We start from the raw sequence: 20,824 nt of genomic DNA on the forward strand, positions 1-20,824 counted from the left end.
TTCGCATTTCGGGGTATTCTTGCCTCGGGTATTCGGCCTGGAGGCAGGCTTGACGATTTCGAGAGGACGTTCATCTCATGGCAAAGAAGGTCACCGTTAGCCTGATCGACGATGTCGACGGTGAGTCCATCGCGGACGAAACCATCGAGTTCGCTATCGATGGGGTGTCGTACGAGATCGATCTGTCGGAGGCAAATGCGGCGCGCCTGCGCGAAGGCCTGGACGAGTGGGTCGCCAACGCGCGTCGCGTGAGTGGCCGTCGCCGGACCAAGGCCGCCGGTACGCCTGCGCCGCAGGGCAAGAGCCGCGTTTCCATGGACCGCGAGCAGAGCGCCGCAATTCGTGAATGGGCCCGTCGTAAGGGTCACAAGGTCTCCGCGCGCGGCCGTATCTCGGCCGACATCACCGAGGCCTACAACAAAGAGGTCGGCAAGAGCTGAATTTTTGGAGCGCTGGCGCGCTCGAGTCGGCGGCCCCTGCGGTCCCGACGATCAGGCACCGTTGCTTGCTCCTTCGTCGCCTACGCAACGGCGCCTGATCGTCGGGACGGCCGCCGACCGCCGCTTCGCGGCGATCCCTCCTCGAGGTCGGGAAGGGGTTGGGGACCGCTTCTTCCGCCCTCCTGGGGTGCGTGGGAATGTGGCCTGGAAAGATAGACTGATGGTTGTGCGCAAGGTGTTTCGAGTCTCGGGAGATGTGCGGTGAGCTCCTTTCTTCGGTACACCGACAACACCGGGCGCCAGCATGAATTGCCGCTGGACCCCGCGCAGCAGCGGATCACCATCGGGCGCAACGTTCAGGCCGATCTCGTACTCGGCTGGGATGCCGAGGTGTCGCGGTTGCATGCCGCGGTCGAACACCTCGGTGCGCACTGGACGATCGTCGACGACGGGCTGTCGCGCAACGGGACGTTCGTCAACGGTGAGCGGTTGGTCGGCAGGCGCAGGCTGAGCCCAGGTGACCGTATTCGCGTCGGCACCACGCTGGTGCATTTCTTCGATTTCGGTGGTGTCGTCGACGACGCCACACATACCGCCTCCGGTTCCATCCCCACCATGCGTTCGCTGACCGAAACCCAGCGCGCGGTGCTGATTGCCCTGTGCCGTCCGTACAAGCACGGCACCGGATTCGCGACGCCCGCGTCGAACCAGCAGATCGCCGAGGAACTCTTCCTGTCGATCGACGCGATCAAAACCCACCTGCGTGCCCTGTTCGCGAAGTTCGGGGTGGAGAATCTGCCGCAGAACCAGAAGCGCACCCGGCTCGCCGCCCTCGCGATGCAGAGCGGAATGATCTCCGACCACGAGTTGTGACCTCTGCGGCCGGCGTTCGAGCGCCTGACGCAGGTGGCCGAGCGCCTGAACCATGTCGGTGGCGGTGGGGACGCGGTTGACTTGTTCCTGTCACCGGAGTGCGACTCCGGATTCGAGTCAGGAGTTGGTTCCCATGTCGGCCATTCGTTTGTCCTCGCTGGTTCTCGCGATGCTCAGCACCGGCCTCGTCGCCGGCGTGTTCTACGCCTACGCGATCTCGGTGATGCCCGCCCTGGCGCGCACCGGCGACCGCACGCTGATCGAGGTCATGCAGAAGATCAACGTGGTGATCATCAACCCGTGGTTCATGTTCGGCTTCCTCGGGACGGTCGGCTTCACCGCACTCGCGGCCGCGCTGCACCTGGGCGGCGATCACCGCGCCACGCTGATCTGGATCGGAATCGCGTTGGTGCTCAACGTGATCGCGTTCGCGGTCACCGCCGGGCAGAACGTGCCGCTCAACGACGCCTTGGCCACGGCGGGCGACCCGGCGACGCTGGCCGACACCGTTTCGGTGCGCGCCGATTTCGAGGCGGCGTGGGTGCGCTGGAACATCCTGCGGGCGATCCTGCACACGGCGGCGTTCCTGGTGCTGTGCGGTGCGCTGTTCGTCGCGGGTGTGCAGCAGGGCAAGTCGAACGCCGCCGCACCGGTCGCGGGGCAGACCGTTTCGCACGCGCTGGTGCGCTGAATCGCACCGTAGTGCCACGCGAAGGCTGGAACGTGTTCCATGATGACTGAAACACGTTCTAGTCAGGGGTGGTTCCATGCGAAGTAAGTCGATGCTCGTTCTCGCCGTCGCGATGCTGCTGGGTCTCGTGGGGGCAGGCGGTGCGTCCGCCGACCCCTACCCCGTCGACTACAACTTCTTCGCGGGCATCGCGCCCGAGCTGACGAACCCGGGCGGTGCGCTGCCCGGGGCGAACGACCCGAATTGTGTTCCTACACCGGAGCATCCGAATCCGGTCGTCCTGCTGCACGGCACCGGCGGCGGGGCGCAGACGAACTGGGGCGTGTACGCCCCGCTGCTGGCCAATGAGGGCTATTGCGTGTTCACCCTCACCTACGGCGCGTACGCGCTGCCCTGGCCCGTCTCGGCCATCGGCGGGATGCGTCCCATCGAGCAGAGTGCGGCGGAGGTGTCGGCCTTCGTCGACGGTGTCCTCGCGCGGACCGGCGCCGAACGGGTCGACCTCGTCGCCCACTCGCAGGGCAATATCGTCGGCAACTACTACCTCAAGCGGCTCGGCGGCGGGGAGAAGGTCGGCACGCTGGTCGGGATCGCGCCGCCCTGGCTCGGCACAAACGCCTTCGGCGCGGGCGATATCGCCCACTTCAGCCGGGCGCTCGGCGCGGGACCGGTCTTCGACGCCGCCACCGGCTCGCTGTGCCAGGCGTGCGCGCAGATGTTCAGCGGTTCGCCGTTCATGACCGCGCTCAATGCCGACGGGGTGTACGACCCGCGCGTCACCTACGTCAATATCGTCACGGTCCTCGACGAGCTCGTCGTGCCGCACACCTCCGGTTTGGTGCCCGGTCCCAACGCCACCTCGGTCGTCGTGCAGGACGGTTGCGCGCAGGACTGGTCCGAGCACATGGCCATCGCGGGCAGTCCGCGTGCCGCCGGTCACGTCCTCAACGCCCTCGATCCGGCCAGGCAGGCGCCCGTGCCGTGTGAGTTCGTGCCCCCGTTCACCGGCTGAGGCGGGATTTCGCTGTAGGCAAAACTGGAACGGAAACGAATGCCGCGACGTGCGCGTTGTGAGTGAATGACCAAGTTGTCATCGGTCCCCAATAGGGTGGAGCGGCGACGGCGGAATCCCCTGCCAACTAGAGTGGATGGCGGGGGCCGCAACCCCCGGGCTTCATGGCAGGCTGACGGAAGCGGCGTCTGTTGCCAGAATGTCGGAGCAGGAGAGTGAGGGAGCGATGTTCGAGAGGTTCACCGACCGCGCGAGGCGTGTCGTTGTCCTGGCCCAAGAAGAGGCCCGGATGCTCAACCACAACTACATCGGCACCGAGCACATCCTGCTTGGGTTGATCCACGAGGGCGAGGGCGTGGCGGCGAAGTCGCTGGAGTCCCTTGGCATCTCGCTGGAGGGTGTGCGCAGCCAGGTCGAGGAGATCATCGGGCAGGGCCAGCAGGCGCCGTCCGGTCACATCCCCTTCACCCCGCGTGCCAAGAAGGTGCTGGAACTGAGTCTGCGCGAGGCGCTGCAGCTCGGTCACAACTACATCGGCACCGAGCACATCCTGCTCGGTCTCATCCGCGAGGGTGAGGGCGTCGCGGCCCAGGTGCTCGTCAAGCTGGGCGCCGACCTGAACCGGGTCCGTCAGCAGGTCATCCAGCTGCTGTCCGGGTACCAGGGCAAGGAGCCCGTCGAGGGCACCGGCTCGCGTGGTGAGGCGGGTACGCCGTCCACCTCGCTGGTGCTCGACCAGTTCGGTCGCAACCTCACGCAGGCGGCGCTGGAAGGCAAGCTCGACCCCGTCATCGGCCGCTCGAAGGAAATCGAGCGCGTCATGCAGGTGCTGAGCCGCCGCACCAAGAACAACCCGGTGCTGATCGGCGAGCCCGGTGTCGGTAAGACCGCCGTCGTCGAGGGCCTTGCGCAGGCCATCGTCAACGGCGAGGTCCCCGAGACCCTCAAGGACAAGCAGCTCTACACCCTCGACCTGGGTTCCCTTGTCGCGGGCAGCCGCTACCGCGGTGACTTCGAAGAGCGCCTCAAGAAGGTGCTCAAGGAGATCAACACCCGCGGCGACATCATCCTGTTCATCGACGAGCTGCACACGCTCGTCGGCGCGGGTGCTGCCGAAGGCGCCATCGACGCGGCCTCGATCCTGAAGCCGAAGCTGGCCCGTGGCGAGCTGCAGACCATCGGCGCGACCACCCTCGACGAGTACCGCAAGTACATCGAGAAGGACGCCGCCCTGGAACGCCGTTTCCAGCCGGTGCAGGTGGGCGAGCCGACCGTCGAGCACACCATCAACATCCTCAAGGGTCTGCGCGACCGCTACGAGGCGCACCACCGGGTCTCCATCACCGATGGCGCTCTCGTGGCCGCCGCGACGCTGGCCGATCGCTACATCAACGACCGGTTCCTGCCGGACAAGGCGATCGACCTCATCGACGAGGCGGGCGCGCGCATGCGCATCCGCCGGATGACCGCGCCGCCGGACCTGCGCGAGTTCGACGACAAGATCGCCGACGCCCGTCGCGAGAAGGAAAGCGCGATCGACGCGCAGGACTTCGAGAAGGCCGCGCGCCTGCGCGACAAGGAGAAGCAGCTCGTCGCCAAGCGCGCCGAGCGGGAGAAGCAGTGGCGTTCGGGTGACCTGGACGTCGTGGCCGAGGTCGACGACGAGCAGATCGCGGAGGTGCTGGCCAACTGGACCGGTATCCCCGTCTTCAAGCTCACCGAGGAGGAGACCACCCGACTGCTGCGCATGGAGGACGAGCTGCACAAGCGGATCATCGGCCAGGAGGATGCCGTCAAGGCCGTCTCCAAGGCGATCCGTCGCACTCGCGCCGGCCTGAAGGATCCGAAGCGTCCGTCCGGTTCGTTCATCTTCGCCGGTCCGTCCGGTGTCGGTAAGACCGAGCTGTCCAAGGCGCTGGCGAACTTCCTGTTCGGCGACGACGACGCGCTCATCCAGATCGACATGGGCGAGTTCCACGACCGCTTCACCGCCTCGCGCCTGTTCGGTGCCCCTCCCGGGTACGTGGGCTACGAGGAGGGCGGTCAGCTCACCGAGAAGGTGCGGCGCAAGCCGTTCTCGGTGGTGCTGTTCGACGAGATCGAGAAGGCGCACCAGGAGATCTACAACACCCTCCTGCAGGTGCTCGAGGACGGCCGTCTCACCGACGGTCAGGGTCGTACGGTCGACTTCAAGAACACCGTGCTGATCTTCACCTCGAACCTTGGCACCTCCGACATCTCCAAGGCCGTGGGCCTGGGCTTCACCCAGTCCAACGCCGAGGGCTCGAACTACGAGCGGATGAAGCTCAAGGTCAACGACGAGCTGAAGAAGCACTTCCGCCCCGAGTTCCTCAACCGCATCGACGACGTGATCGTCTTCCACCAGCTCACCAGCGAGCAGATCGTGCAGATGGTGGACCTGATGATCGGCCGTGTCGCCAAGGCGCTGAAGAACAAGGACATGGCGATCGAGCTGACCGACCAGGCCAAGAGCCTGCTCGCCAAGCGCGGTTTCGACCCGGTCCTCGGTGCCCGTCCGCTGCGTCGCACGATCCAGCGCGAGATCGAAGACCAGCTGTCGGAGAAGATCCTCTTCGGCGAGATCGGCGCGGGCCAGACCATCACGGTCGACGTGGAGAACTGGGACGGCGAAGGCCAGGGCGAAGACGCCAAGTTCACCTTCACCGGCAAGACGAAGCTGACCAAGGCCCCCACGGGCGACGACAAGCCCGAGGTCGTCCTCACCGGAGCAGCCGAGGGCACCGCCCCCGACACCGCCGCCTCCGGCGAGTAACCAGCTGAACGAAAAGCCCACCTTCTGAACCCAGAAGGTGGGCTTTTTCGTTGCCGGATTCAGCCGAAGTGCTGCAGGAGCCCGGCGTCGTGCTCGGCCGCGTGCTGAAACACGGCGACCAGCTTGGTGTAGTACTCCCGGAGATAACCGAGGCCGTCGTTACGGGTATCGCCCCAGATGTTGGGATAGACCTGAGCCTCGACCATGCGCACTCCGTTGTAGTGCTCGGCCAGCTTGCTGAACGGAGTCTTCGAGAGTGTCTCCGCGGTGCGCGCCACCTCCTCTGCCGTCCAGCCGTTGTACTCGCCGATCGGTAGAGGGGTAGGCGTGAAGAACAGGTCGACACCGGTCCCCGCGGCCTCCAGCAGGTAGTTCAACCCACCCCATGCTTTGTCGAGGTAGCCACTCGGATCATCGGCGGAGGGCTCATATCCGGCAAGGAACTCCTCCGCGATGTCCTTGTGCCGCATCGCCATTTCCAGCTCGGCCGTGCTCACCCTCCTGAACGACATAACTGCACCCACGTCAACTCCTCCTTGTGATCCCAGTGAACCCATTGCGAAGTTGGGAACGATGGCTTGGAGATGTCTTGCCATCTCCTTTCCGGGCGGCGGCATCATTGAAATAGCGCGACGGCCTGGGAATTCTGTTCGGCGGCGAAGATGAAGAATGTGCGGAGGGCTTCGTAGTTTCGCGGAGGAATTCTCGGCAGAAATCGGTCGCCGGTCGGTTCGCCGGGGTGGTCGAGTTGGTCGATCAGGTCGAGGGCGGCTTCGGCATCGGCGAGGATGCGGGCGGCGTCGGCGTCGGAAATTTGGTGGAATGCGAGAACTGGGCCCATGGAGGCGAAGGTAGGAATGCGAACTTGGAGATACCTTTCGAGCCGCTTTTCACGGCCTCCGGGAGGTGAATTCGCGGCGTACCGTGGGTTGGGCCAGTCCATACGACACGGGGGTGTTCACGCACATGACTGATTCCGATCGCACGCTCATCGCTGTTCTGCTCGACCGTTCGGGTTCGATGCAGACGATCAAGGCCGACACCGAAGGTGGGTTGGCCGCGTATTTCGAGCAGCAGCGGGAGGTGCCGAAGCGGATCGAGGTGACCTTGGCGCAGTTCGACACCACCTACGAGGTGGTCTATTCGTATGTGCCGCTGGATCAGGTGCCCCCGCCGAATCTGCTGCCGCGTGGTGGGACCGCGCTGTACGACGCCGTCGGCAAACTCGTCACCAGCGTCGGCGAGGAGCTCGCGGCCCGCCCCGAGCACGAGCGGCCCGGCACGGTGATCGTTGTCGTCCTCACCGACGGCCACGAGAACTCCAGCCGCGAATGGACCCATGCGGCGGTCAAGTCCCTCATCACCCAGCAGCAGGAGGTCTACAGCTGGACCTTCGTCTTCCTCGGCGCCAACATGGACGCCGTCGAAGTAGGCTCCAACCTCGGCTTCGACCCCGGTTCCTCCATCACCTACGCCCCAGTCGCAGGTGGCGTCCGCGGCGCCTTCGACGCCCTCTCGGCCTACTCGGCCCGAGCCCAGGCCGCCCCCGCCGGAATGGCCCGCCGCGCCCACTTCTCCGAGGACGAACGCCGCCGAGCGGGCACGGACAGCTGACCCGAAGGCGCTCCGGCTACTGCCAGCCGGGGCGGACGAGCCCGGATTCGTAGGCGAGGACTACCAGTTGGGTGCGGTCGCGGGCGGCGAGTTTGGTGAGGATGCGGCTCACGTGGGTGCGGGCGGTGGCGGGGCTCAGGTAGAGGCGGGCGGCGATTTCGGCGTTGGTGAGGCCCTCGGCTACCAGGGTGAGGACCTCGCGTTCGCGGTCGGTGAGGTCGGCGAAGGCGGGTGGGGGTGGTTGTTTGGCGTGGGTGGCGAATTCGGTGAGCAAGCGGCGGGTGACGCTGGGGGAAAGGAGGGCGTCGCCCGCCGCGACGACCCGGACGGCGCGGAGCAGGTCGGCGGGTTCGGTGTGTTTCACCAGGAAACCCGCGGCACCGGCGCGGATCGCCTCGAAGACGTATTCGTCGATTTCGAAGGTGGTGAGCACGACGACGCGCACGTCGGCGAGCTGCGCGTCGTCGGCGATCATGCGGGTGGCGGCCAGCCCGTCGAGGACGGGCATGCGGATGTCCATCAGCACCACCGAGGGCGCCAGCGCGCGCGTCATCCGCACGGCCTGCTCGCCGTTCTCGGCCTCGCCGACCACCTCGATGTCGTCCTGGGCATCGAGCAGTGCGACGAACCCGCCGCGCACCAGCGCCTGATCGTCGGCGACCAGCACCCGGATCATGTCTCTGCTCCGGCCGGCCGGGAGGGCAACCGCGCGGCCACCCGGAAGCCGCCGGACGGCCGGGGTCCGGCGGTGAGCGCCCCGCCGAGCGCATGCGCCCGTTCCCGCATGCCGATGATCCCGTTCCCGCCGATCCCGCTGCGCACGGCGGTACCGGTCGGGCGGGTGTTGTCGACGGTGATGTCGACCGTTTCGGGCGTGTAGCGCAGGGTGATCATCGCCGTTGACCCCGGCGCGTGGCGCACCACATTGGTCAGCGATTCCTGGATGATCCTGGCGGCGGCCACGTCGATCACGCTCGGCAGCTTCTTGGGGGTGCCGATGACCTTGGTGTCGACGGGCAGACCGGTCGCCCTGGTTCGTTGCAACAGGGTGTCGAGGTCGTCGAGCGTCGGTGCCGGGGCGCGCGGTGCGGGTGCCGGAACCGGTTCGGCCGCAGGGGTTTCCGGGTACTCGGGGGCGACGGGTGCGCCGCTGCGGATCGCGTGCAGCAGTGTGTGCACCTCGGTCAGTGCTTCTTTGGAGGTGGTCTTGATCGTGGCCAGCGCGGCGGCGGCCTGCTGTGGTTTGCGGTCGAACAGTTCCAGCGCCACCGAGGACTGCACATTGATCAGCGAAAGGCTGTGTGCCAATACATCATGCAACTCGCGGGCGATGGCGAGCCGTTCCTCGGACGCGGCCCGCGCCTGCTGTGCCTGTTCGTCGCGTTGCGCCGCCTCGGCCCGCTCCCGGCGCGCGAGCACCACCGTGCGCCGCTGACGTATTCCCTCGGCGATCCCGACCAGCACACCCAGCCAGGCCAGCAGGCCGAAAACCTGCCAGGCATCGACATCGCGGCCGAGCAGGGCGGGCAGCGGCCACACCATCGTCAGGTAACCGACGACGACCAACGGGTAAGTGCGCCAGCGTGATCCGTGTACGGCAGCCGTGAGGAACGCGATGATGAGAGAAAGGAAGATCGGCCCGTACCCGTAGTCGCGCAGCACGTAGGACACGGCGGCGAGCAAGGCCACCACCAGCACCGGCTCGGGGAGCAACCGCCGGAAGCCGAGGGCGATCGGCCCGGCCAGCAGCAACAGGTACGCGAACGCGTCGAGCGAACGCACCCCGGTCTGCTGCGCGTTCGCCCCGGAACTGCCTGCCAGCTGCACTATCGCGACCACCACCGCCAGCCCCCAGTCCCGGACGGCCGCGTCACGCTCCCACTTCGCTCCCACCCACGCAACCCTATTGCGTCACCCGGGCAGAAGCGTCGGCCTACGCACGTATTTCTCTCGCGGCCCCGCGTACATCGCGCGACGTAGGCCCGATCGAGCCGCGCGACGGATGTGCGGGCACCCCTTCGGCGCGGATCGTCTTTCGCATGAACGAATCAATCGTGGTCACCACCGGGCTGACCAAACGCTATGGCGAACACCGCGCGGTCGACGCCGTGAGTATGCGGGTCAGGACCGGGGAGATCTACGGTTTCCTCGGCCCCAACGGCGCGGGCAAGACGACGACCCTGCGCATGCTGACCGGCCTCGTCCGGCCGAGCGCGGGCACCGCGACGGTCCACGGCAGCGCCCCCGGCGACCCGGAGGTGCTGCGCCGGGTCGGGGTGCTGATCGAGGGCCCGGGCTTCTACCCGTACCTGTCGGGTCGCGACAACCTGCGCGTTCTCGCCCGCTATCGCGGACTCGGCGACCGCGAGGTCACTCAGGCGCTGGCCCGCGTCGACCTCACCACCCGCGCCGACGACCGCTTCCGCACCTATTCCCTCGGTATGAAGCAGCGCCTCGGTGTCGGCGCGGCCCTGCTCGGCGATCCCGATCTGCTCGTCCTCGACGAGCCGACCAACGGTCTCGACCCGGCCGGTCTGGCCGAAATGCGTTCGCTCATCGTCGATCTCGCGGCAGACGGCCACACCGTGTTGCTGTCGAGTCATCAGCTCGCCGAGGTGCAGGAAATCTGCCACCGGGTCGGGGTGATCTCCGGAGGACGTCTGCTCGCCGAATCGACGGTCGCCGAATTGCGCGGCACCGCATCGCTGCTCGTCCGCGCCGAACCGGTGGATGTGGCCGTCGAGGCGGTCCGCACGCTGTCCGACGCGCCGGTGCGGGCGAGCGCCGAGGGCATCCGGATAGAGACCACGGCCGCGATGGCGCCTGCTGTGGCGCGAGCTGTCGTGCAGGCGGGTGCGGACCTGCTCGAGCTGCGCGTCGACGAGAAATCCCTGGAAGAAGTCTTCTTCGAGCTGACGGAGGTTGCGAAATGACCAGCACGACAAGAGATCTCACGGCGAGTATCAGGGCGGAGGGTCTGCGTCTCCGGCGCTGGCCCGCCTTCTGGATCGTGCTCGGCACATGGATCCTGCTGAATCTGACCTTCGCCTACCTGTTCAATTACCTGGCCTACCGCTCCGGAGAGAGCGGTTCCATGGCCGACGGTTTGCCGCGCGACGTGCTGCTCGGCCAGCTCATGCCGGCCGCTGTGCCCGAAGTGTTCACCCAGGGTATGGCCATGTTCGGCGGCGCGCTGATGCTTGTTCTCGGTGCGCTGGCGGTGGGTAGTGGGTACGGCTGGGGGACGTGGAAGACCGTGTTCACCCAGGGGCCGGGCAGGGCCGATGCGGTCGGTGGGCTGCTGCTGGGTCTGCTGGTAACAGTGGTGGTCCTGGTCTGTGCCGCGTTCGTCGTCGACCTCGGTGTCGCGTCGCTCATCGCGGTGACGGAAGGCCAGGCGGTCACGCTGCCCGCGCTCGACCGGTCTCTTCTCGGAATCCTCACCGGCACAGCCATTCTGAGTATGTGGACCGCGGCAGGCGCCTTCATCGGCGCCGTGGCCCGCGGTCCCGCTCTCGCTGTCGGGCTCGGCCTGATCTGGGTTCTCGTCGTCGAGAACCTGCTGCGCGGGGTCGCGGGGATATTCGGCCCCATCGAAGCGGTCACCGACCTCCTCCCCGGCACCGCCGCGGGTTCGCTGGCAGGGGCGATGCGCACGGTGGACGGCCCAACCACACCGGGTGTCCTCGACATCCTGACCCGCGGCGAGTCCCTCGTCGTCCACGCGGTCTACGTGACGATCTTCGTGACGGGAACCATCTGGCTCACCGCCCGCCGCGACCTCACCTGACCCGATTCGGAACCACCCGGCCGGATTCGACGCCTTGGAGATCCCCGGATTCCGGTCGGGGAAGGTAGTCACGACCCAGCCGTAGCCACCACCTGCCGCGCCTACCCGCCCCCGAGCAGGCGGTGGGCGAGCACCGTCAAGCCGTCGGTGATCTGCTCCGGGGACAATCCGCGTTCGCGCTGCTGGAGATAGACCTCGGCCGCCACGGGCGCCAACACGGTATCGATCAGCGAGTCGGGCTGGGGGAGACCGGCTTCGACCAGAAGTGCCCGGACGTGCAGTGCCCAGAACCCGTAGGCGCCGGTGGCGAAGCGGGCGCCGCCGGTCTCGGCGCCGAGCACCAGATGGGCGTGGGCGCTGAGCAATTCGATCATCGCCGAGTAGAAAGCGGCGAGCCGATCGGCGGGGGGCGCGCCGGGGCCGAGTGGGGGTTCGCCGCGGAGGAGCTGTTCCTGGACGGCGCGTTCGTGTTCGTCGAGCAGGGCGACGGCGATGGCGTTGCGGTCGGGGTAGCGGCGGTAGAGGGTGCCCCGGCCGACGCCCGCGGCCTTGGCGATGTCGTCCATGGTGACGGTGCGCGGGTCGCGGGTGGCGAAGAGGTCGGCCGCCGCGGCGAGCACTTTGGCGCGGTTGCGGGCGGCGTCGGTGCGTTCGGGTGCTGGTGCCGTGCCGGTGAGCAGGTCGGATCGAGGCTCCATGGGATCGACTCTAGCCGAGAAACGTAAATGTGGACAAGCTGTCCACTTGTGTTCTACCGTTGAGGTAAGCGGACACAACGTCCGGTTATCGAAAGGTTGGACCATGACCCACCTGCTGCACCTCGACGCCAGTGCCAGGACCGATTCCCTCAGCCGCAGGCTCGGCGCGGAATTCGTGCGGGCCTGGCGTGCGGCAGCCCCCGAGGGCGACTACACCTACCGCGACCTCGCCACCGACCCCGCACCGTTCATCGACGAGGGCTGGACCGAGCTGTGCGACGCCGTCCTCGCGGCGGGCAGCACCGACCTCGATCGCCTGCCGGACCTCGCCGTCACCCCCGCCGCCCGCGCCGCGTGGCGCACCGTCGAACCTCTGCTCGCGCAGTTGCTCGCCGCCGACGTGATCCTCATCGGAACCCCGATGTACAACTACTCGATCCCCGCCACGCTCAAGGCCTGGCTCGATCAGGTGACCTTCCCGCGTATGTCGCTGGGGCACCGGCGCTTCGTCGTCGTCTCCGCACGCGGCGGCGCCTACTCGCCCGGCGCGCCGAAGGCCGCCTTCGACTATCAGGAGCGCTACCTGCGCGATTTCTTCGCAGGCCATTACGCCGTCACCGACACCGTTTTCGTCAATGCCGAACTGGCCAACGCGGTCTCGGACCCCAACCTCGCCCACCTGCGTACCGAGCACGAGGCCTCACTCGATGCCGCTATCGCCGAAGTGCGCTTGCTCGCAAAGGATTACACGCGATGAACTGGATCCTGCTCGGCGTGGCCGGCCTGGTCGAAATCGCCTGGTCGCAGACCATCAAACCCACCGAGAACTTCACCAGACTCGGCCCGACCCTGCTCTGCATCGCGCTCGGCTCGCTGGCGGTCTACCTGCTCTCGCGCGCCATGCAGACCCTTCCGGTCGGCACGGCGTACGCGGTGTTCACCGGGATCGGCGCGCTCGGGGCGATCGGTCTCGGCGTGCTCGTGCACAAGGACCCGCTCAGCGCGGGCCGGGTCTTCGCTCTGACGCTGATTCTCGGTGGCATCGTGCTCGCGCGCGTCACCAACCCCGAGTGACGCTGTGGCACACCCGATGCGGGCTCGGTGGGCACTTGACCGGTAGGGTCGGCTGATGGACCAGCCAGTTCGCCCCCCGGACCTGTCCACTCGGCCCCACGAGCTCACCGTCGAGCGAGTCATGAAGGCCCAGCCGAGCCTGCTGTACGCGGCTTGGACCCAAGGCCTCGACCTGTGGCTGGCCGTCCCCGGATCGGTTCTGATGCGACCCGCCGTGAACGAGCCCCTCTATTTCGACACCGGCTCGGCCGAGAAACGCAACCCGCACTACGGCCGCATCCTCACGCTCGAAGCGAACCGCCGCATCGAGTTCACCTGGGTCACCGCCGCGACCGAAGGGGTGGAGACCGTGGTCGCCGCCGAGTTCCTGAAACAACCACGCGGCATCAGGTTGCGGCTGCGGCACTCCGGTTTCCCCACCGCCGCCATCCGTGACCTGCATCAGCAGGTGTGGCCGGAGAAGCTGGAACGCCTCGACGAAGTGACGAGTATCCCGGTCTGAGCTCACGTAGGTTCGGTATCGAACACACACACTCCGGCTAACGAAAGGAACGTGATGGCGACTCGTAGCGCACGCACACTCTGGGCAGGCGGGCTGCAGGACGGCTCCGGGCAGGTCGAGCTGGTCAGCTCCGGCGTCGGCAAGTACGACGTCACCTTCCCCCGCCGCGCGGCCGACAACGCCGAGGGCACCAGCCCCGAAGAGCTCGTCGCGGCCGCGCATTCGTCGTGCTACTCGATGGCGCTCTCGGCCGAGATCGCCAACGTCGGCGGCACGCCGGAGAGCCTCGACGTCACCGCCGACGTGACCCTCGGCCCCGACCCGGCGGGCGGTTTCCGGATCAGCAAGATCAAGCTGACCGTGCGCGCCGTCGCCTCGGGGATCGACGCCGAGGGCTTCTACACCGCGGCGACCGCGGCCAAGAACGGCTGCCCGGTGAGCAAGGCGCTCGCCGGTGTCGCCGAGGTGGAACTGGACGCCGAACTCATCTGAACACTCACCGCTGGGTGAACCAGCGGTGCGCCGCCGGGGTGTACATCGCCGGAATCGCGATCACCACCGCGAGGATGTGCACCGCCCGGCAGGCGACGAGGACAGCCGAATCGGGCGCGAGCCCACCGAACAGGGCCCCGAAGTCGTCGGTGGACAGCAGCACCGCCAGCGGTTCGATGATTAGCGAGACCAACCCGATCATCCCGATACCGACGGTGAGCAGGGCCCGCGACACCCGGCTGCCGTTGGCCATGTGCATCGCGACCCCGAGCACCACCAGGTAGATGGCCAGCCGGGGGAGCAGACCCGTTGCGGTGGCGCCGAATTCGGTCCCACCGCGCACGGCACGCAGCAGTCCCTCGGCGACCCCGGCGGCCAGCGCGGTGACCAGCCCGGCGAAGGCCACGCGCACCGCGCCCGGACGGGCGACGGAAACAGAGAAGGCAGTGTCGGTCATGATGCCGACACTGCCCTCTCGCGGTACGCACGAGGATCACCCCGAGGTAGCGACCTCGCGTGCTACCGGAGTGCTACGCGCGCTGGACCATTCGGTGAGCGCGGCGAACGCCAGCCCCAAAGCAGCCCACAGGGTGGCGGTTTCGGCCAGCGACGCCACCCGGAACTGCCACAGCAGCGTCGCCGGGAAATCGTCGGACACCTCGTTCACGCCCGGCAGCAGCACGTAACCGACCGTGGTGACCAGCACGAACGCGGCTACCGCGGCGACGAGCCGGAACGAGTCGAGCTGCCCGGCCAGCGCGCGATAGGCCGCGACGGCCGCCGCGACCGCGAGCAGGCCGAGCACGACGACGGCCACCCACAGCCAGGTGCGCTGATCGATGGTTTCCGGGTCGCCGACCGCCGGTGGATTGGCCGGGTACTTGAAGAACGGCACCGCGACGATCGCCACCCATGCGCAACTCGCTGCGGTCAGCGACAATCGGGGCCCGCTCAGCGTGGTGAAACGGCGAGCCACATTCACCACCGCGGCGAAGATCGCCCCGAACGCCATACCGGCCAGGGCGAGCGCGAGGAACTGACCCGCCTGCTGCCCCGACCGGCTGACCAGCGGTTCTTCGTCGTGCGCCTGGTCCTCGACCGTCCCGTGCGAATGCCCGCCGGAACCGGCCTCCTCGATGGCGATCGCCGCCTCGATATGGGGTTCGCCGATGAAATAGCCCACTGTCGCGGCCAGCAGACCGGCGATCAGGCCGGCCAGCAGACCACGTAACAGCAGGGTTTTGAAGGATCCGGTCAGTGGCACGGGACACCGAGCAGGTGACGTCCGTCGTGCATCAGCTCGTGCAGGAACATCCCGCTCCGCGAGACGGCCCCCTGATCGAAACCGACCAGGTACAGCGTGAGCAGTGCAAGAAGAACGACACCGGCCGTGACCAGCACGGTTGCCAGGGTGTCGAGGCCGGTAGACCGGCTGGGTGAATGTGCGACAGCCATTCGGGTCCTCCTCCGGGATGCGCGTCCCGCGATCGAAGCGATAGGCGAGGGTGCCGATGTCTGGCTGTCCGCACCGGAATCCGGCACGGAATACAGTGGCGCGACCGCTCCGGAATCTCACCGGATTACCGCGCACCCTCGCGTAATTTCCCTCGAACTGTGACAGCCGCTGCCGGCGCGCGTCAATACATCCAGGGGAAACGCCCGAATCAGGACTTCGCGGGCACGTCGAGCACGACCTCGAATTCGAGCAGCGACGCACCGGTCGACACCGGCTTGGGCCGCTCACCGTCGGCACCGTGACCGGCGTGCGCCGCGCGGGCCGGGCCGTCGCGCCACGCGGCGAACGACTCCTCCGAATCCCACTGCGTCACCACGAAGTACCGGTTGTCACCGGCCACCGGGCGCAGCAACTGGAAGCCGAGGAACCCGGGGGAGTTCTCCACCGCGTGGGCACGCGCGGCGAACCGCTTCTCCAGTTCCGGGCCCGCGCCCTCGGGAATCTCGATCGCATTGATCTTCACAACAGCCATGAGCTCAGTCTATGGCGGTCGACGCCAGGCCGGTCAGTCCAGCTCGAGGCGGCCGAAAAGCGATGCTCGAGCTGGCACAATCAGCTGGGTGTTGTACGACGAAGGCGGGGTCGGGGTGCCGATTCTGCTGTTGCACGGGTTGATGGGAAGTGCGCGTACCTGGTCGGATCAGGTGCCGTGGTTGCGCGAGTCGGGGCGTGTATACACCTTCGATGCCGCAGGTCACGGCCGTGTTCCGCCTGCGGAGCTCACCACCGAGGCGTTCGTCGCCGACCTCGCCGCGCACACGGCGGCGATCGCCGAACCGATGATCGTGATCGGGCACTCGATGGGTGCGCTGCACGGGTGGGTGTTCGCGGCGACCCATCCCGAGCGGGTCCGCGCGATCGTCGTCGAGGACATCGCCCCGGACTTCACCGGCCGCACCGCCGCGCACTGGGCCGAACTCATCCACTCCTGGCCGCAACCCTTCCCCGACGAGCAGGCTGTGCTCGACTATTTCGGGCCGGTGGCCGGGCGGTACTTCCTGCGGGCGTTCACCGAATCGGGCGGCTACCGGCTGCACGGCGAGGTCGACACCTTCCGCGCGATCTCCGAGGAATGGGGAACGCGCGACTTCTGGGACGAATGGAAATCGCTGCGCGTGCCCGCCTTGCTCATCGAGGGCGAGCACACCATCATCCCGGCGGGGCAGATGCGGACGATGGCCGAGGTGCATCCGGACGCGGAGTACGTGCGAGTCCTCGGGGCCGGGCACCTCATTCACGATGAGCGGCCCGAGGAATACCGCGCGCACGTCGAACGGTTTCTGGCGCGGTTCTGAGTGCCGGGTTTGTCGAACGATTCCGGCACGGTTCCGAGCGGCACGCCCGCGGCTGGTCGAACGGTTTCCGGCACGGTTCCGAGCGGCACGCCTGCGTCTGGTCGAACAGTTCCGCCGCGGGTCCGGAGATCAGGCTCCCTCGCCGGCCAGGGCGAACAGGCCGTCCTCGGTCTGCTCGATGAGTCCGTCGACCAGCAGGGAATCCAGGGCGCGGGCGCGCTGACCCGGGTCACGCGTCCAGGCCATGTCCAGCCGCACCCGCTCGACCGGCCCCGACGCATCACGCAACACGTCGAGCAGCCTGCCGCGCGCCTGTCGATCGGTGCCCTCGTACTTCTGCACCTTGCGCACCACCTCGGCGGCAGGCCTGCCCGCGTCGACCCAGGCGCAGCGCGGCAGCGGGCAGTTGCCGCAGTCGGGGTTGCGGGCTGTGCAGACCAGCGCACCCAGTTCCATCAGCGCCGCCGAGAACTTCGCGGCCCGCGGCACCGAGGTGGGCAGCAGCGCCTCGGTTTCGGCGAGATCGCGCGAGGACGGATTACCGGGTTCACGGCCGTGCACCGCTCGCGCCACCACGCGGCGAACGTTGGTGTCCACCACCGGAACTCGCTGCCCGTACGCGAAACACGCCACCGCGCGGGCGGTGTAGGCGCCGATACCCGGCAGGCTCAGCAGGACATCGACATCGGCCGGAACCACGTCGCCGTGGTCGGCGGCAAGCGCCCGCGCGCACTCGTGTAACCGCAGTGCCCGGCGTGGATAACCGAGTTTGCCCCACGCCCGCAACACCTCCGCCTGTGACGACGCCGCCATCGCCGAGGGCACCGGCCAGCGCGCCACCCACTCCCGCCAGATCGGCTCCACCCGGACCACGGGTGTCTGCTGCAGCATGATCTCGCTCATCAGGATGTGCCAGGCGGTCGCCTCCGGACGCCGCCACGGCAGGTCACGCGCCCGCTCGGTGAACCAATCCAGCAGGACCTCGGCGTCGATACTCACTGTTTCCGTTCCATCTCTGCCAGGCCGACTTTGCCGAGGCGTAACAGCGCAGACTCGCTGGTAACCGATAGCGTGTGCACAATGGTCGGTATGCCTGGTTCTAATCCGATAAGTGCCTGGAAGTCGCTGCGCGAGGGTAACGAGCGCTTCGTCAACGACACTCTGCTGCATCCTAGCCAGGGCGCCGCAGACCGGGCCAAGCTCGTGAACGGACAGCGACCGCACGCCATCCTCTTCGGCTGCGGCGATTCACGCGTAGCCGCCGAACTGATCTTCGACCAGGGCCTCGGCGACATGTTCGTGGTGCGTACCGCGGGTCACGTCGTCGACTCCTCGGTGCTCGGCTCGATCGAATACGGCGTCGAGGTGCTCAATGTGCCGCTGATCGTGGTCCTCGGCCACGACAGCTGCGGCGCGGTGAAGGCCACGATCGACGCGCTCGACGGCGGCGCCGTCCCCGGCGGCTTCATCCGCAGCGTGGTCGAGAAGGTGACCCCCTCGATCCTGCTCGGCCGCCGCGAAGGGCTCACGACGGTCGACGACCTCGAGGCCCGGCACGTGGTGGAGACCAGCAAGCTGCTCATGGAACGTTCGATGATCATCTCCCAGCGCGTCGCCACTGGTCAGTGCGCGATCGCGAGCGTCACCTATCAGTTGTCGGACGGTCGCGCGCACCTGCGCCGGGTGGTCGGCAATATCGGCGAGACGGTCTGAATCGGGCGGTACGCGCCCGACACGCCGAGGTCATCGAGCGCGCCCTCGCGCGCTGCGCTTACCTTTGAAGCGTGCTGGAACCGAATGGACCGCTGCCACCGGAGATCTACTGGCGTCGTCGCGCGCTCGCGATCGGCGTCATCATCGTCGCGCTCGCGATCGTGGTCTGGCTGGTCACGATGGTGGCGCGCGGTGGTGATTCGTCCGGTTCGGGCGCGGCCGCGTCGTCGACGACGGTCGCGAGCACGTCCCAGACCAGCAGTGCGACCAGTAGCGCGGCGGCAAGCAGTTCGGTGACCAGCACGTCGGCGGCGGCGTCGTCGACCACATCCGCCGCGCCCGAGCCCGCTGCCCAGCCGTGCAGTGATCAGTCGCTGGCGCTGAAGGTGACGGTCAACCAGCCGACCTACCGGGTGGGTGACCAGCCGGGCTTCGGCACGGTCATCACCAACATCTCCACGGCCCCGTGCTCGCGCGATCTCGGCGCGGGCCCGCAGTTCCTCGTCTACACCCTCGACGGGCAGCGCAGGCTGTGGGCGAGCAACGACTGCACCCCGGACGGGCCGCCGGAGGTGAAGACCCTGAAGGCGGGCGAACAGCTGTCATACAAGGGCACCTGGTTCGGTACGACCTCCCAGCCGCAATGCGCGGGGGAGCGCTTGCCGGTCCCGGCGGGTGCGTACATGGTTGTCGCACAACTCGGTTCCATCCGCAGCGCGGCCGAACCGTTCAACCTGGCCGACTGAATACCGTCCGACCGGGCATTATGCGGATGCGCTGTAAATCACATGTCCAAGATGGCTGATTTGCAGAATTCGCAGGACGGGCGGCCGTGTCAACGACTGTTACCGCCGAAATGCCGAATTCGACCGGAAAGCGCGGTTTGCCGGAGTTATTCCACAGCCACCGGCTCGCGGGGTGCCCGGGATTTGCGGAGTTCGGCCAAACGCAGCGCCGAACGCAGGTCGCCGACCTCGTGGATGCGCATCGAACCGACCTTGGCCTTCTCCGAACCCGGCGGAACCAGGGCGGTGGTGAAGCCCAATCGCTCGGCCTCGGCCAGGCGCCGACCGAGCCCGGTGATCTTGCGGACCTCGCCCGCCAGGCCGACCTCACCGAGGATCACCCAGCCGGCGGGCAGGGCGATATCGGCCTCGGCGCTGGCGATGGCCAGGGCGATGGCGAGGTCGGCGGTCGGCTCCACCAAGCGCATGCCGCCGACGGTCGCCGCGTACACGTCGTGCTTGCCGAGGAACACCCGTCCACGGCTCTGTAGCACCGCGAGCACCATGGCAACCCGGTTGTAGTCCAGGCCGCTCACCGCGCGACGCGGCTGGGGGATCTCGGTCTTCACCGTGAGCCCCTGCACCTCGGCGACCAGCGGACGTTTGCCGTCCATCGCGACCGTCACCGCTGTGCCGGGCACGGCATCGGTGCGGTGGTGCAGGAACAAGCCGGACGGATCGTCGACGCAGGCGATGCCGTCCTCGTGCAGTTCGAAACAGCCCACTTCGTCGGCGCTGCCGAAGCGGTTCTTGATGCCGCGCACCATGCGCAGCGAGGAGTTCTTGTCGCCCTCGAACTGCAGCACCACGTCCACCAGGTGCTCGAGCGTGCGCGGACCGGCCACATTGCCGTCCTTGGTGACGTGCCCGACCAGCAGCACCGCGATCCCGCTCGCCTTGGCCAGCGAGGTGAGCGCCGCCGTCACCGCGCGTACCTGGGTGACACCGCCGATCACGCCGTCGACCTCGGGGGCGAGCATCGTCTGCACCGAGTCGACGACCAGCAGCGTCGGGCGCACCTGCTCCACGTGCCCGAGCACGATCGACAGATCCGATTCGGCCGCGAGATACACCCGGTCGTGCACGGCGCCGGTCCGGTCGGCACGCAGGCGCACCTGACCCGCCGACTCCTCCGCCGTCACATACAGCGCGGTCTCGTCGCGCTGGGCGGCCCACCGGAACGCGACCTCGAGCAGCAGGGTCGACTTGCCGACGCCCGGTTCACCCGACAGCAGCACCACCGATCCCGGCACCACCCCACCGCCGAGCACCCGGTCGAGCTCGCTCACCCCCGTCGACCTGGCCTGGGTGACCTTCGCGTCGATCTGCGACAGCGGCGCCGCCGCGGTGCTCGGCAGCATGGCCCTGCGCCCGGGTGCCGCCGCGGAGGCCGAGACCGCCACCTCGTTCACGGTGCCCCACGCACCGCAATCGGGACATTTGCCAACCCATTTCGACACCTCGTGCGAACACGAGGTGCAACGGAAAACAGCTTTGGTCTTGGCCACACGCGCACCCTACGGATCGGGTCCGAC

At 67.7% G+C, this 20,824-nt stretch carries 26 protein-coding genes; 15 read left to right on the forward strand and 11 right to left on the reverse strand.

Annotation, left to right across the window (positions count from 1 at the left end):
* The first annotated feature begins 77 nt into the window (after window positions 1–77).
* From ACWEVR_RS26650 to ACWEVR_RS26670, 5 genes are all read left to right on the forward strand, one after another.
* Entirely contained in the window at window positions 78–440 is a 363-nt protein-coding gene (locus tag ACWEVR_RS26650; protein WP_067495754.1) for a histone-like nucleoid-structuring protein Lsr2, read from the forward strand.
* A gap of 261 nt (window positions 441–701) precedes the next feature.
* Window positions 702–1,313 carry an FHA domain-containing protein gene (locus ACWEVR_RS26655; RefSeq protein ID WP_452469175.1) on the forward strand — a complete coding sequence of 204 codons (612 nt, stop codon included), beginning with the start codon at window positions 702–704 and terminating at the stop codon, window positions 1,311–1,313.
* A gap of 133 nt (window positions 1,314–1,446) precedes the next feature.
* A complete protein-coding gene (locus ACWEVR_RS26660) occupies window positions 1,447–2,004 on the forward strand; it encodes an anthrone oxygenase family protein (RefSeq protein WP_452469176.1) in 558 nt (185 codons plus the stop codon).
* Window positions 2,005–2,080: 76 nt separating this feature from the next.
* Entirely contained in the window at window positions 2,081–3,016 is a 936-nt protein-coding gene (locus ACWEVR_RS26665) for an esterase/lipase family protein (protein WP_452469177.1), read from the forward strand.
* Window positions 3,017–3,242: 226 nt separating this feature from the next.
* Window positions 3,243–5,810 (forward strand): ATP-dependent Clp protease ATP-binding subunit, encoded by a 2,568-nt coding sequence (locus ACWEVR_RS26670; protein WP_452469178.1) that lies wholly within the window; start codon window positions 3,243–3,245, stop codon window positions 5,808–5,810.
* Window positions 5,811–5,869: 59 nt separating this feature from the next.
* Here the strand turns inward: ACWEVR_RS26670 and ACWEVR_RS26675 are convergent, their stop codons facing one another.
* Together ACWEVR_RS26675 and ACWEVR_RS26680 are read right to left on the reverse strand one after the other, a co-directional pair.
* Window positions 5,870–6,334, reverse strand: a complete 465-nt coding sequence (locus ACWEVR_RS26675; RefSeq protein WP_452469179.1) for a YfbM family protein — start codon at window positions 6,332–6,334, stop codon at window positions 5,870–5,872.
* 92 nt (window positions 6,335–6,426) lie between these two features.
* The gene (locus ACWEVR_RS26680) at window positions 6,427–6,651 is read right to left on the reverse strand and encodes a hypothetical protein (protein WP_452469180.1); all 225 of its coding nucleotides are present in this window, start codon (window positions 6,649–6,651) and stop codon (window positions 6,427–6,429) included.
* Window positions 6,652–6,776: 125 nt separating this feature from the next.
* Between ACWEVR_RS26680 and ACWEVR_RS26685 the strand changes: the two genes are divergently transcribed.
* Window positions 6,777–7,424, forward strand: coding sequence for a vWA domain-containing protein (locus ACWEVR_RS26685; protein ID WP_452469181.1), 648 nt, complete (start codon window positions 6,777–6,779; stop codon window positions 7,422–7,424).
* 16 nt (window positions 7,425–7,440) lie between these two features.
* On the opposite strand, the gene ACWEVR_RS26690 is transcribed toward ACWEVR_RS26685, so the two are convergent.
* Entirely contained in the window at window positions 7,441–8,100 is a 660-nt protein-coding gene (locus ACWEVR_RS26690) for a response regulator transcription factor (RefSeq protein ID WP_452469182.1), read from the reverse strand.
* On the reverse strand, window positions 8,097–9,317 hold the full coding sequence (locus tag ACWEVR_RS26695) for a sensor histidine kinase (RefSeq protein WP_452469183.1): 1,221 nt from the start codon (window positions 9,315–9,317) through the stop codon (window positions 8,097–8,099). Before ACWEVR_RS26695 ends, ACWEVR_RS26690 begins: the two co-directional genes overlap by 4 nt.
* A gap of 146 nt (window positions 9,318–9,463) precedes the next feature.
* Between ACWEVR_RS26695 and ACWEVR_RS26700 the strand changes: the two genes are divergently transcribed.
* Both ACWEVR_RS26700 and ACWEVR_RS26705 read left to right on the forward strand, forming a co-directional pair.
* Complete coding sequence (locus tag ACWEVR_RS26700) at window positions 9,464–10,357, forward strand: ABC transporter ATP-binding protein (RefSeq protein WP_452469184.1); 894 nt, start codon at window positions 9,464–9,466, stop codon at window positions 10,355–10,357.
* Entirely contained in the window at window positions 10,354–11,214 is an 861-nt protein-coding gene (locus ACWEVR_RS26705; RefSeq protein ID WP_452469185.1) for an ABC transporter permease subunit, read from the forward strand. Before ACWEVR_RS26700 ends, ACWEVR_RS26705 begins: the two co-directional genes overlap by 4 nt.
* Before the next feature lie 101 nt (window positions 11,215–11,315).
* Here ACWEVR_RS26705 and ACWEVR_RS26710 read toward each other — a convergent pair whose 3' ends face one another.
* A complete protein-coding gene (locus tag ACWEVR_RS26710; protein ID WP_452469186.1) occupies window positions 11,316–11,912 on the reverse strand; it encodes a TetR/AcrR family transcriptional regulator in 597 nt (198 codons plus the stop codon).
* A gap of 103 nt (window positions 11,913–12,015) precedes the next feature.
* Between ACWEVR_RS26710 and ACWEVR_RS26715 the strand changes: the two genes are divergently transcribed.
* From ACWEVR_RS26715 to ACWEVR_RS26730, 4 genes are read left to right on the forward strand one after another with little or no spacing between them, the layout of a single operon-like run.
* Complete coding sequence (locus ACWEVR_RS26715) at window positions 12,016–12,669, forward strand: FMN-dependent NADH-azoreductase (RefSeq protein ID WP_452469187.1); 654 nt, start codon at window positions 12,016–12,018, stop codon at window positions 12,667–12,669.
* Window positions 12,666–12,986 carry a DMT family transporter gene (locus tag ACWEVR_RS26720; protein ID WP_452469188.1) on the forward strand — a complete coding sequence of 107 codons (321 nt, stop codon included), beginning with the start codon at window positions 12,666–12,668 and terminating at the stop codon, window positions 12,984–12,986. The genes ACWEVR_RS26715 and ACWEVR_RS26720 overlap by 4 nt, the downstream gene beginning before the upstream one ends.
* A 55-nt stretch (window positions 12,987–13,041) precedes the next feature.
* Window positions 13,042–13,488 (forward strand): SRPBCC family protein, encoded by a 447-nt coding sequence (locus ACWEVR_RS26725; RefSeq protein ID WP_356987514.1) that lies wholly within the window; start codon window positions 13,042–13,044, stop codon window positions 13,486–13,488.
* A gap of 54 nt (window positions 13,489–13,542) precedes the next feature.
* A complete protein-coding gene (locus ACWEVR_RS26730) occupies window positions 13,543–13,980 on the forward strand; it encodes an OsmC family peroxiredoxin (protein ID WP_067640593.1) in 438 nt (145 codons plus the stop codon).
* 4 nt (window positions 13,981–13,984) lie between these two features.
* Here the strand turns inward: ACWEVR_RS26730 and ACWEVR_RS26735 are convergent, their stop codons facing one another.
* From ACWEVR_RS26735 to ACWEVR_RS26750, 4 genes are all read right to left on the reverse strand, one after another.
* Window positions 13,985–14,437, reverse strand: a complete 453-nt coding sequence (locus ACWEVR_RS26735) for a hypothetical protein (protein ID WP_067495672.1) — start codon at window positions 14,435–14,437, stop codon at window positions 13,985–13,987.
* 36 nt (window positions 14,438–14,473) lie between these two features.
* Entirely contained in the window at window positions 14,474–15,244 is a 771-nt protein-coding gene (locus ACWEVR_RS26740; protein WP_452469189.1) for a CbtA family protein, read from the reverse strand.
* Entirely contained in the window at window positions 15,235–15,435 is a 201-nt protein-coding gene (locus ACWEVR_RS26745) for a CbtB domain-containing protein (RefSeq protein ID WP_067640598.1), read from the reverse strand. Before ACWEVR_RS26745 ends, ACWEVR_RS26740 begins: the two co-directional genes overlap by 10 nt.
* A 209-nt stretch (window positions 15,436–15,644) precedes the next feature.
* The gene (locus tag ACWEVR_RS26750; RefSeq protein WP_067495664.1) at window positions 15,645–15,968 is read right to left on the reverse strand and encodes an antibiotic biosynthesis monooxygenase family protein; all 324 of its coding nucleotides are present in this window, start codon (window positions 15,966–15,968) and stop codon (window positions 15,645–15,647) included.
* Between the two features lie 88 nt (window positions 15,969–16,056).
* Here ACWEVR_RS26750 and ACWEVR_RS26755 point away from each other — a divergent pair, with 88 nt between their 5' ends.
* Window positions 16,057–16,791 carry an alpha/beta fold hydrolase gene (locus ACWEVR_RS26755; RefSeq protein WP_452469190.1) on the forward strand — a complete coding sequence of 245 codons (735 nt, stop codon included), beginning with the start codon at window positions 16,057–16,059 and terminating at the stop codon, window positions 16,789–16,791.
* Between the two features lie 129 nt (window positions 16,792–16,920).
* On the opposite strand, the gene ACWEVR_RS26760 is transcribed toward ACWEVR_RS26755, so the two are convergent.
* A complete protein-coding gene (locus ACWEVR_RS26760) occupies window positions 16,921–17,790 on the reverse strand; it encodes an A/G-specific adenine glycosylase (protein WP_452469191.1) in 870 nt (289 codons plus the stop codon).
* 90 nt (window positions 17,791–17,880) lie between these two features.
* Here ACWEVR_RS26760 and ACWEVR_RS26765 point away from each other — a divergent pair, with 90 nt between their 5' ends.
* Entirely contained in the window at window positions 17,881–18,504 is a 624-nt protein-coding gene (locus tag ACWEVR_RS26765) for a carbonic anhydrase (protein ID WP_181700825.1), read from the forward strand.
* A 71-nt stretch (window positions 18,505–18,575) separates the two neighbouring features.
* Window positions 18,576–19,250, forward strand: coding sequence for a hypothetical protein (locus tag ACWEVR_RS26770; RefSeq protein WP_452469192.1), 675 nt, complete (start codon window positions 18,576–18,578; stop codon window positions 19,248–19,250).
* Window positions 19,251–19,396: 146 nt separating this feature from the next.
* Here the strand turns inward: ACWEVR_RS26770 and radA are convergent, their stop codons facing one another.
* Entirely contained in the window at window positions 19,397–20,797 is a 1,401-nt protein-coding gene (radA, locus tag ACWEVR_RS26775) for a DNA repair protein RadA (RefSeq protein ID WP_378670967.1), read from the reverse strand.
* Window positions 20,798–20,824 lie beyond the last annotated feature (27 nt).

It is taken from the genome of Nocardia sp. NPDC003979 (genome assembly GCF_053605015.1).

Excerpts from the sequence above, each read along its gene's own strand:
- ACWEVR_RS26685 (WP_452469181.1), top strand. The coding sequence starts at position 6,777 with ATGACTGATTCCGATCGCACGCTCATCGCTGTTCTGCTCGACCGTTCG.
- ACWEVR_RS26705 (WP_452469185.1), top strand. The coding sequence starts at position 10,354 with ATGACCAGCACGACAAGAGATCTCACGGCGAGTATCAGGGCGGAGGGT.
- ACWEVR_RS26725 (WP_356987514.1), top strand. The coding sequence starts at position 13,042 with ATGGACCAGCCAGTTCGCCCCCCGGACCTGTCCACTCGGCCCCACGAG.
- ACWEVR_RS26720 (WP_452469188.1), top strand. The coding sequence starts at position 12,666 with ATGAACTGGATCCTGCTCGGCGTGGCCGGCCTGGTCGAAATCGCCTGG.
- ACWEVR_RS26710 (WP_452469186.1), bottom strand. The coding sequence starts at position 11,912 with ATGGAGCCTCGATCCGACCTGCTCACCGGCACGGCACCAGCACCCGAA.
- ACWEVR_RS26680 (WP_452469180.1), bottom strand. The coding sequence starts at position 6,651 with ATGGGCCCAGTTCTCGCATTCCACCAAATTTCCGACGCCGACGCCGCC.
- ACWEVR_RS26765 (WP_181700825.1), top strand. The coding sequence starts at position 17,881 with ATGCCTGGTTCTAATCCGATAAGTGCCTGGAAGTCGCTGCGCGAGGGT.
- ACWEVR_RS26670 (WP_452469178.1), top strand. The coding sequence starts at position 3,243 with ATGTTCGAGAGGTTCACCGACCGCGCGAGGCGTGTCGTTGTCCTGGCC.
- ACWEVR_RS26690 (WP_452469182.1), bottom strand. The coding sequence starts at position 8,100 with ATGATCCGGGTGCTGGTCGCCGACGATCAGGCGCTGGTGCGCGGCGGG.
- ACWEVR_RS26700 (WP_452469184.1), top strand. The coding sequence starts at position 9,464 with ATGAACGAATCAATCGTGGTCACCACCGGGCTGACCAAACGCTATGGC.
- ACWEVR_RS26660 (WP_452469176.1), top strand. The coding sequence starts at position 1,447 with ATGTCGGCCATTCGTTTGTCCTCGCTGGTTCTCGCGATGCTCAGCACC.
- ACWEVR_RS26750 (WP_067495664.1), bottom strand. The coding sequence starts at position 15,968 with ATGGCTGTTGTGAAGATCAATGCGATCGAGATTCCCGAGGGCGCGGGC.
- ACWEVR_RS26735 (WP_067495672.1), bottom strand. The coding sequence starts at position 14,437 with ATGACCGACACTGCCTTCTCTGTTTCCGTCGCCCGTCCGGGCGCGGTG.
- ACWEVR_RS26650 (WP_067495754.1), top strand. The coding sequence starts at position 78 with ATGGCAAAGAAGGTCACCGTTAGCCTGATCGACGATGTCGACGGTGAG.
- ACWEVR_RS26730 (WP_067640593.1), top strand. The coding sequence starts at position 13,543 with ATGGCGACTCGTAGCGCACGCACACTCTGGGCAGGCGGGCTGCAGGAC.
- ACWEVR_RS26665 (WP_452469177.1), top strand. The coding sequence starts at position 2,081 with ATGCGAAGTAAGTCGATGCTCGTTCTCGCCGTCGCGATGCTGCTGGGT.
- ACWEVR_RS26745 (WP_067640598.1), bottom strand. The coding sequence starts at position 15,435 with ATGGCTGTCGCACATTCACCCAGCCGGTCTACCGGCCTCGACACCCTG.
- ACWEVR_RS26715 (WP_452469187.1), top strand. The coding sequence starts at position 12,016 with ATGACCCACCTGCTGCACCTCGACGCCAGTGCCAGGACCGATTCCCTC.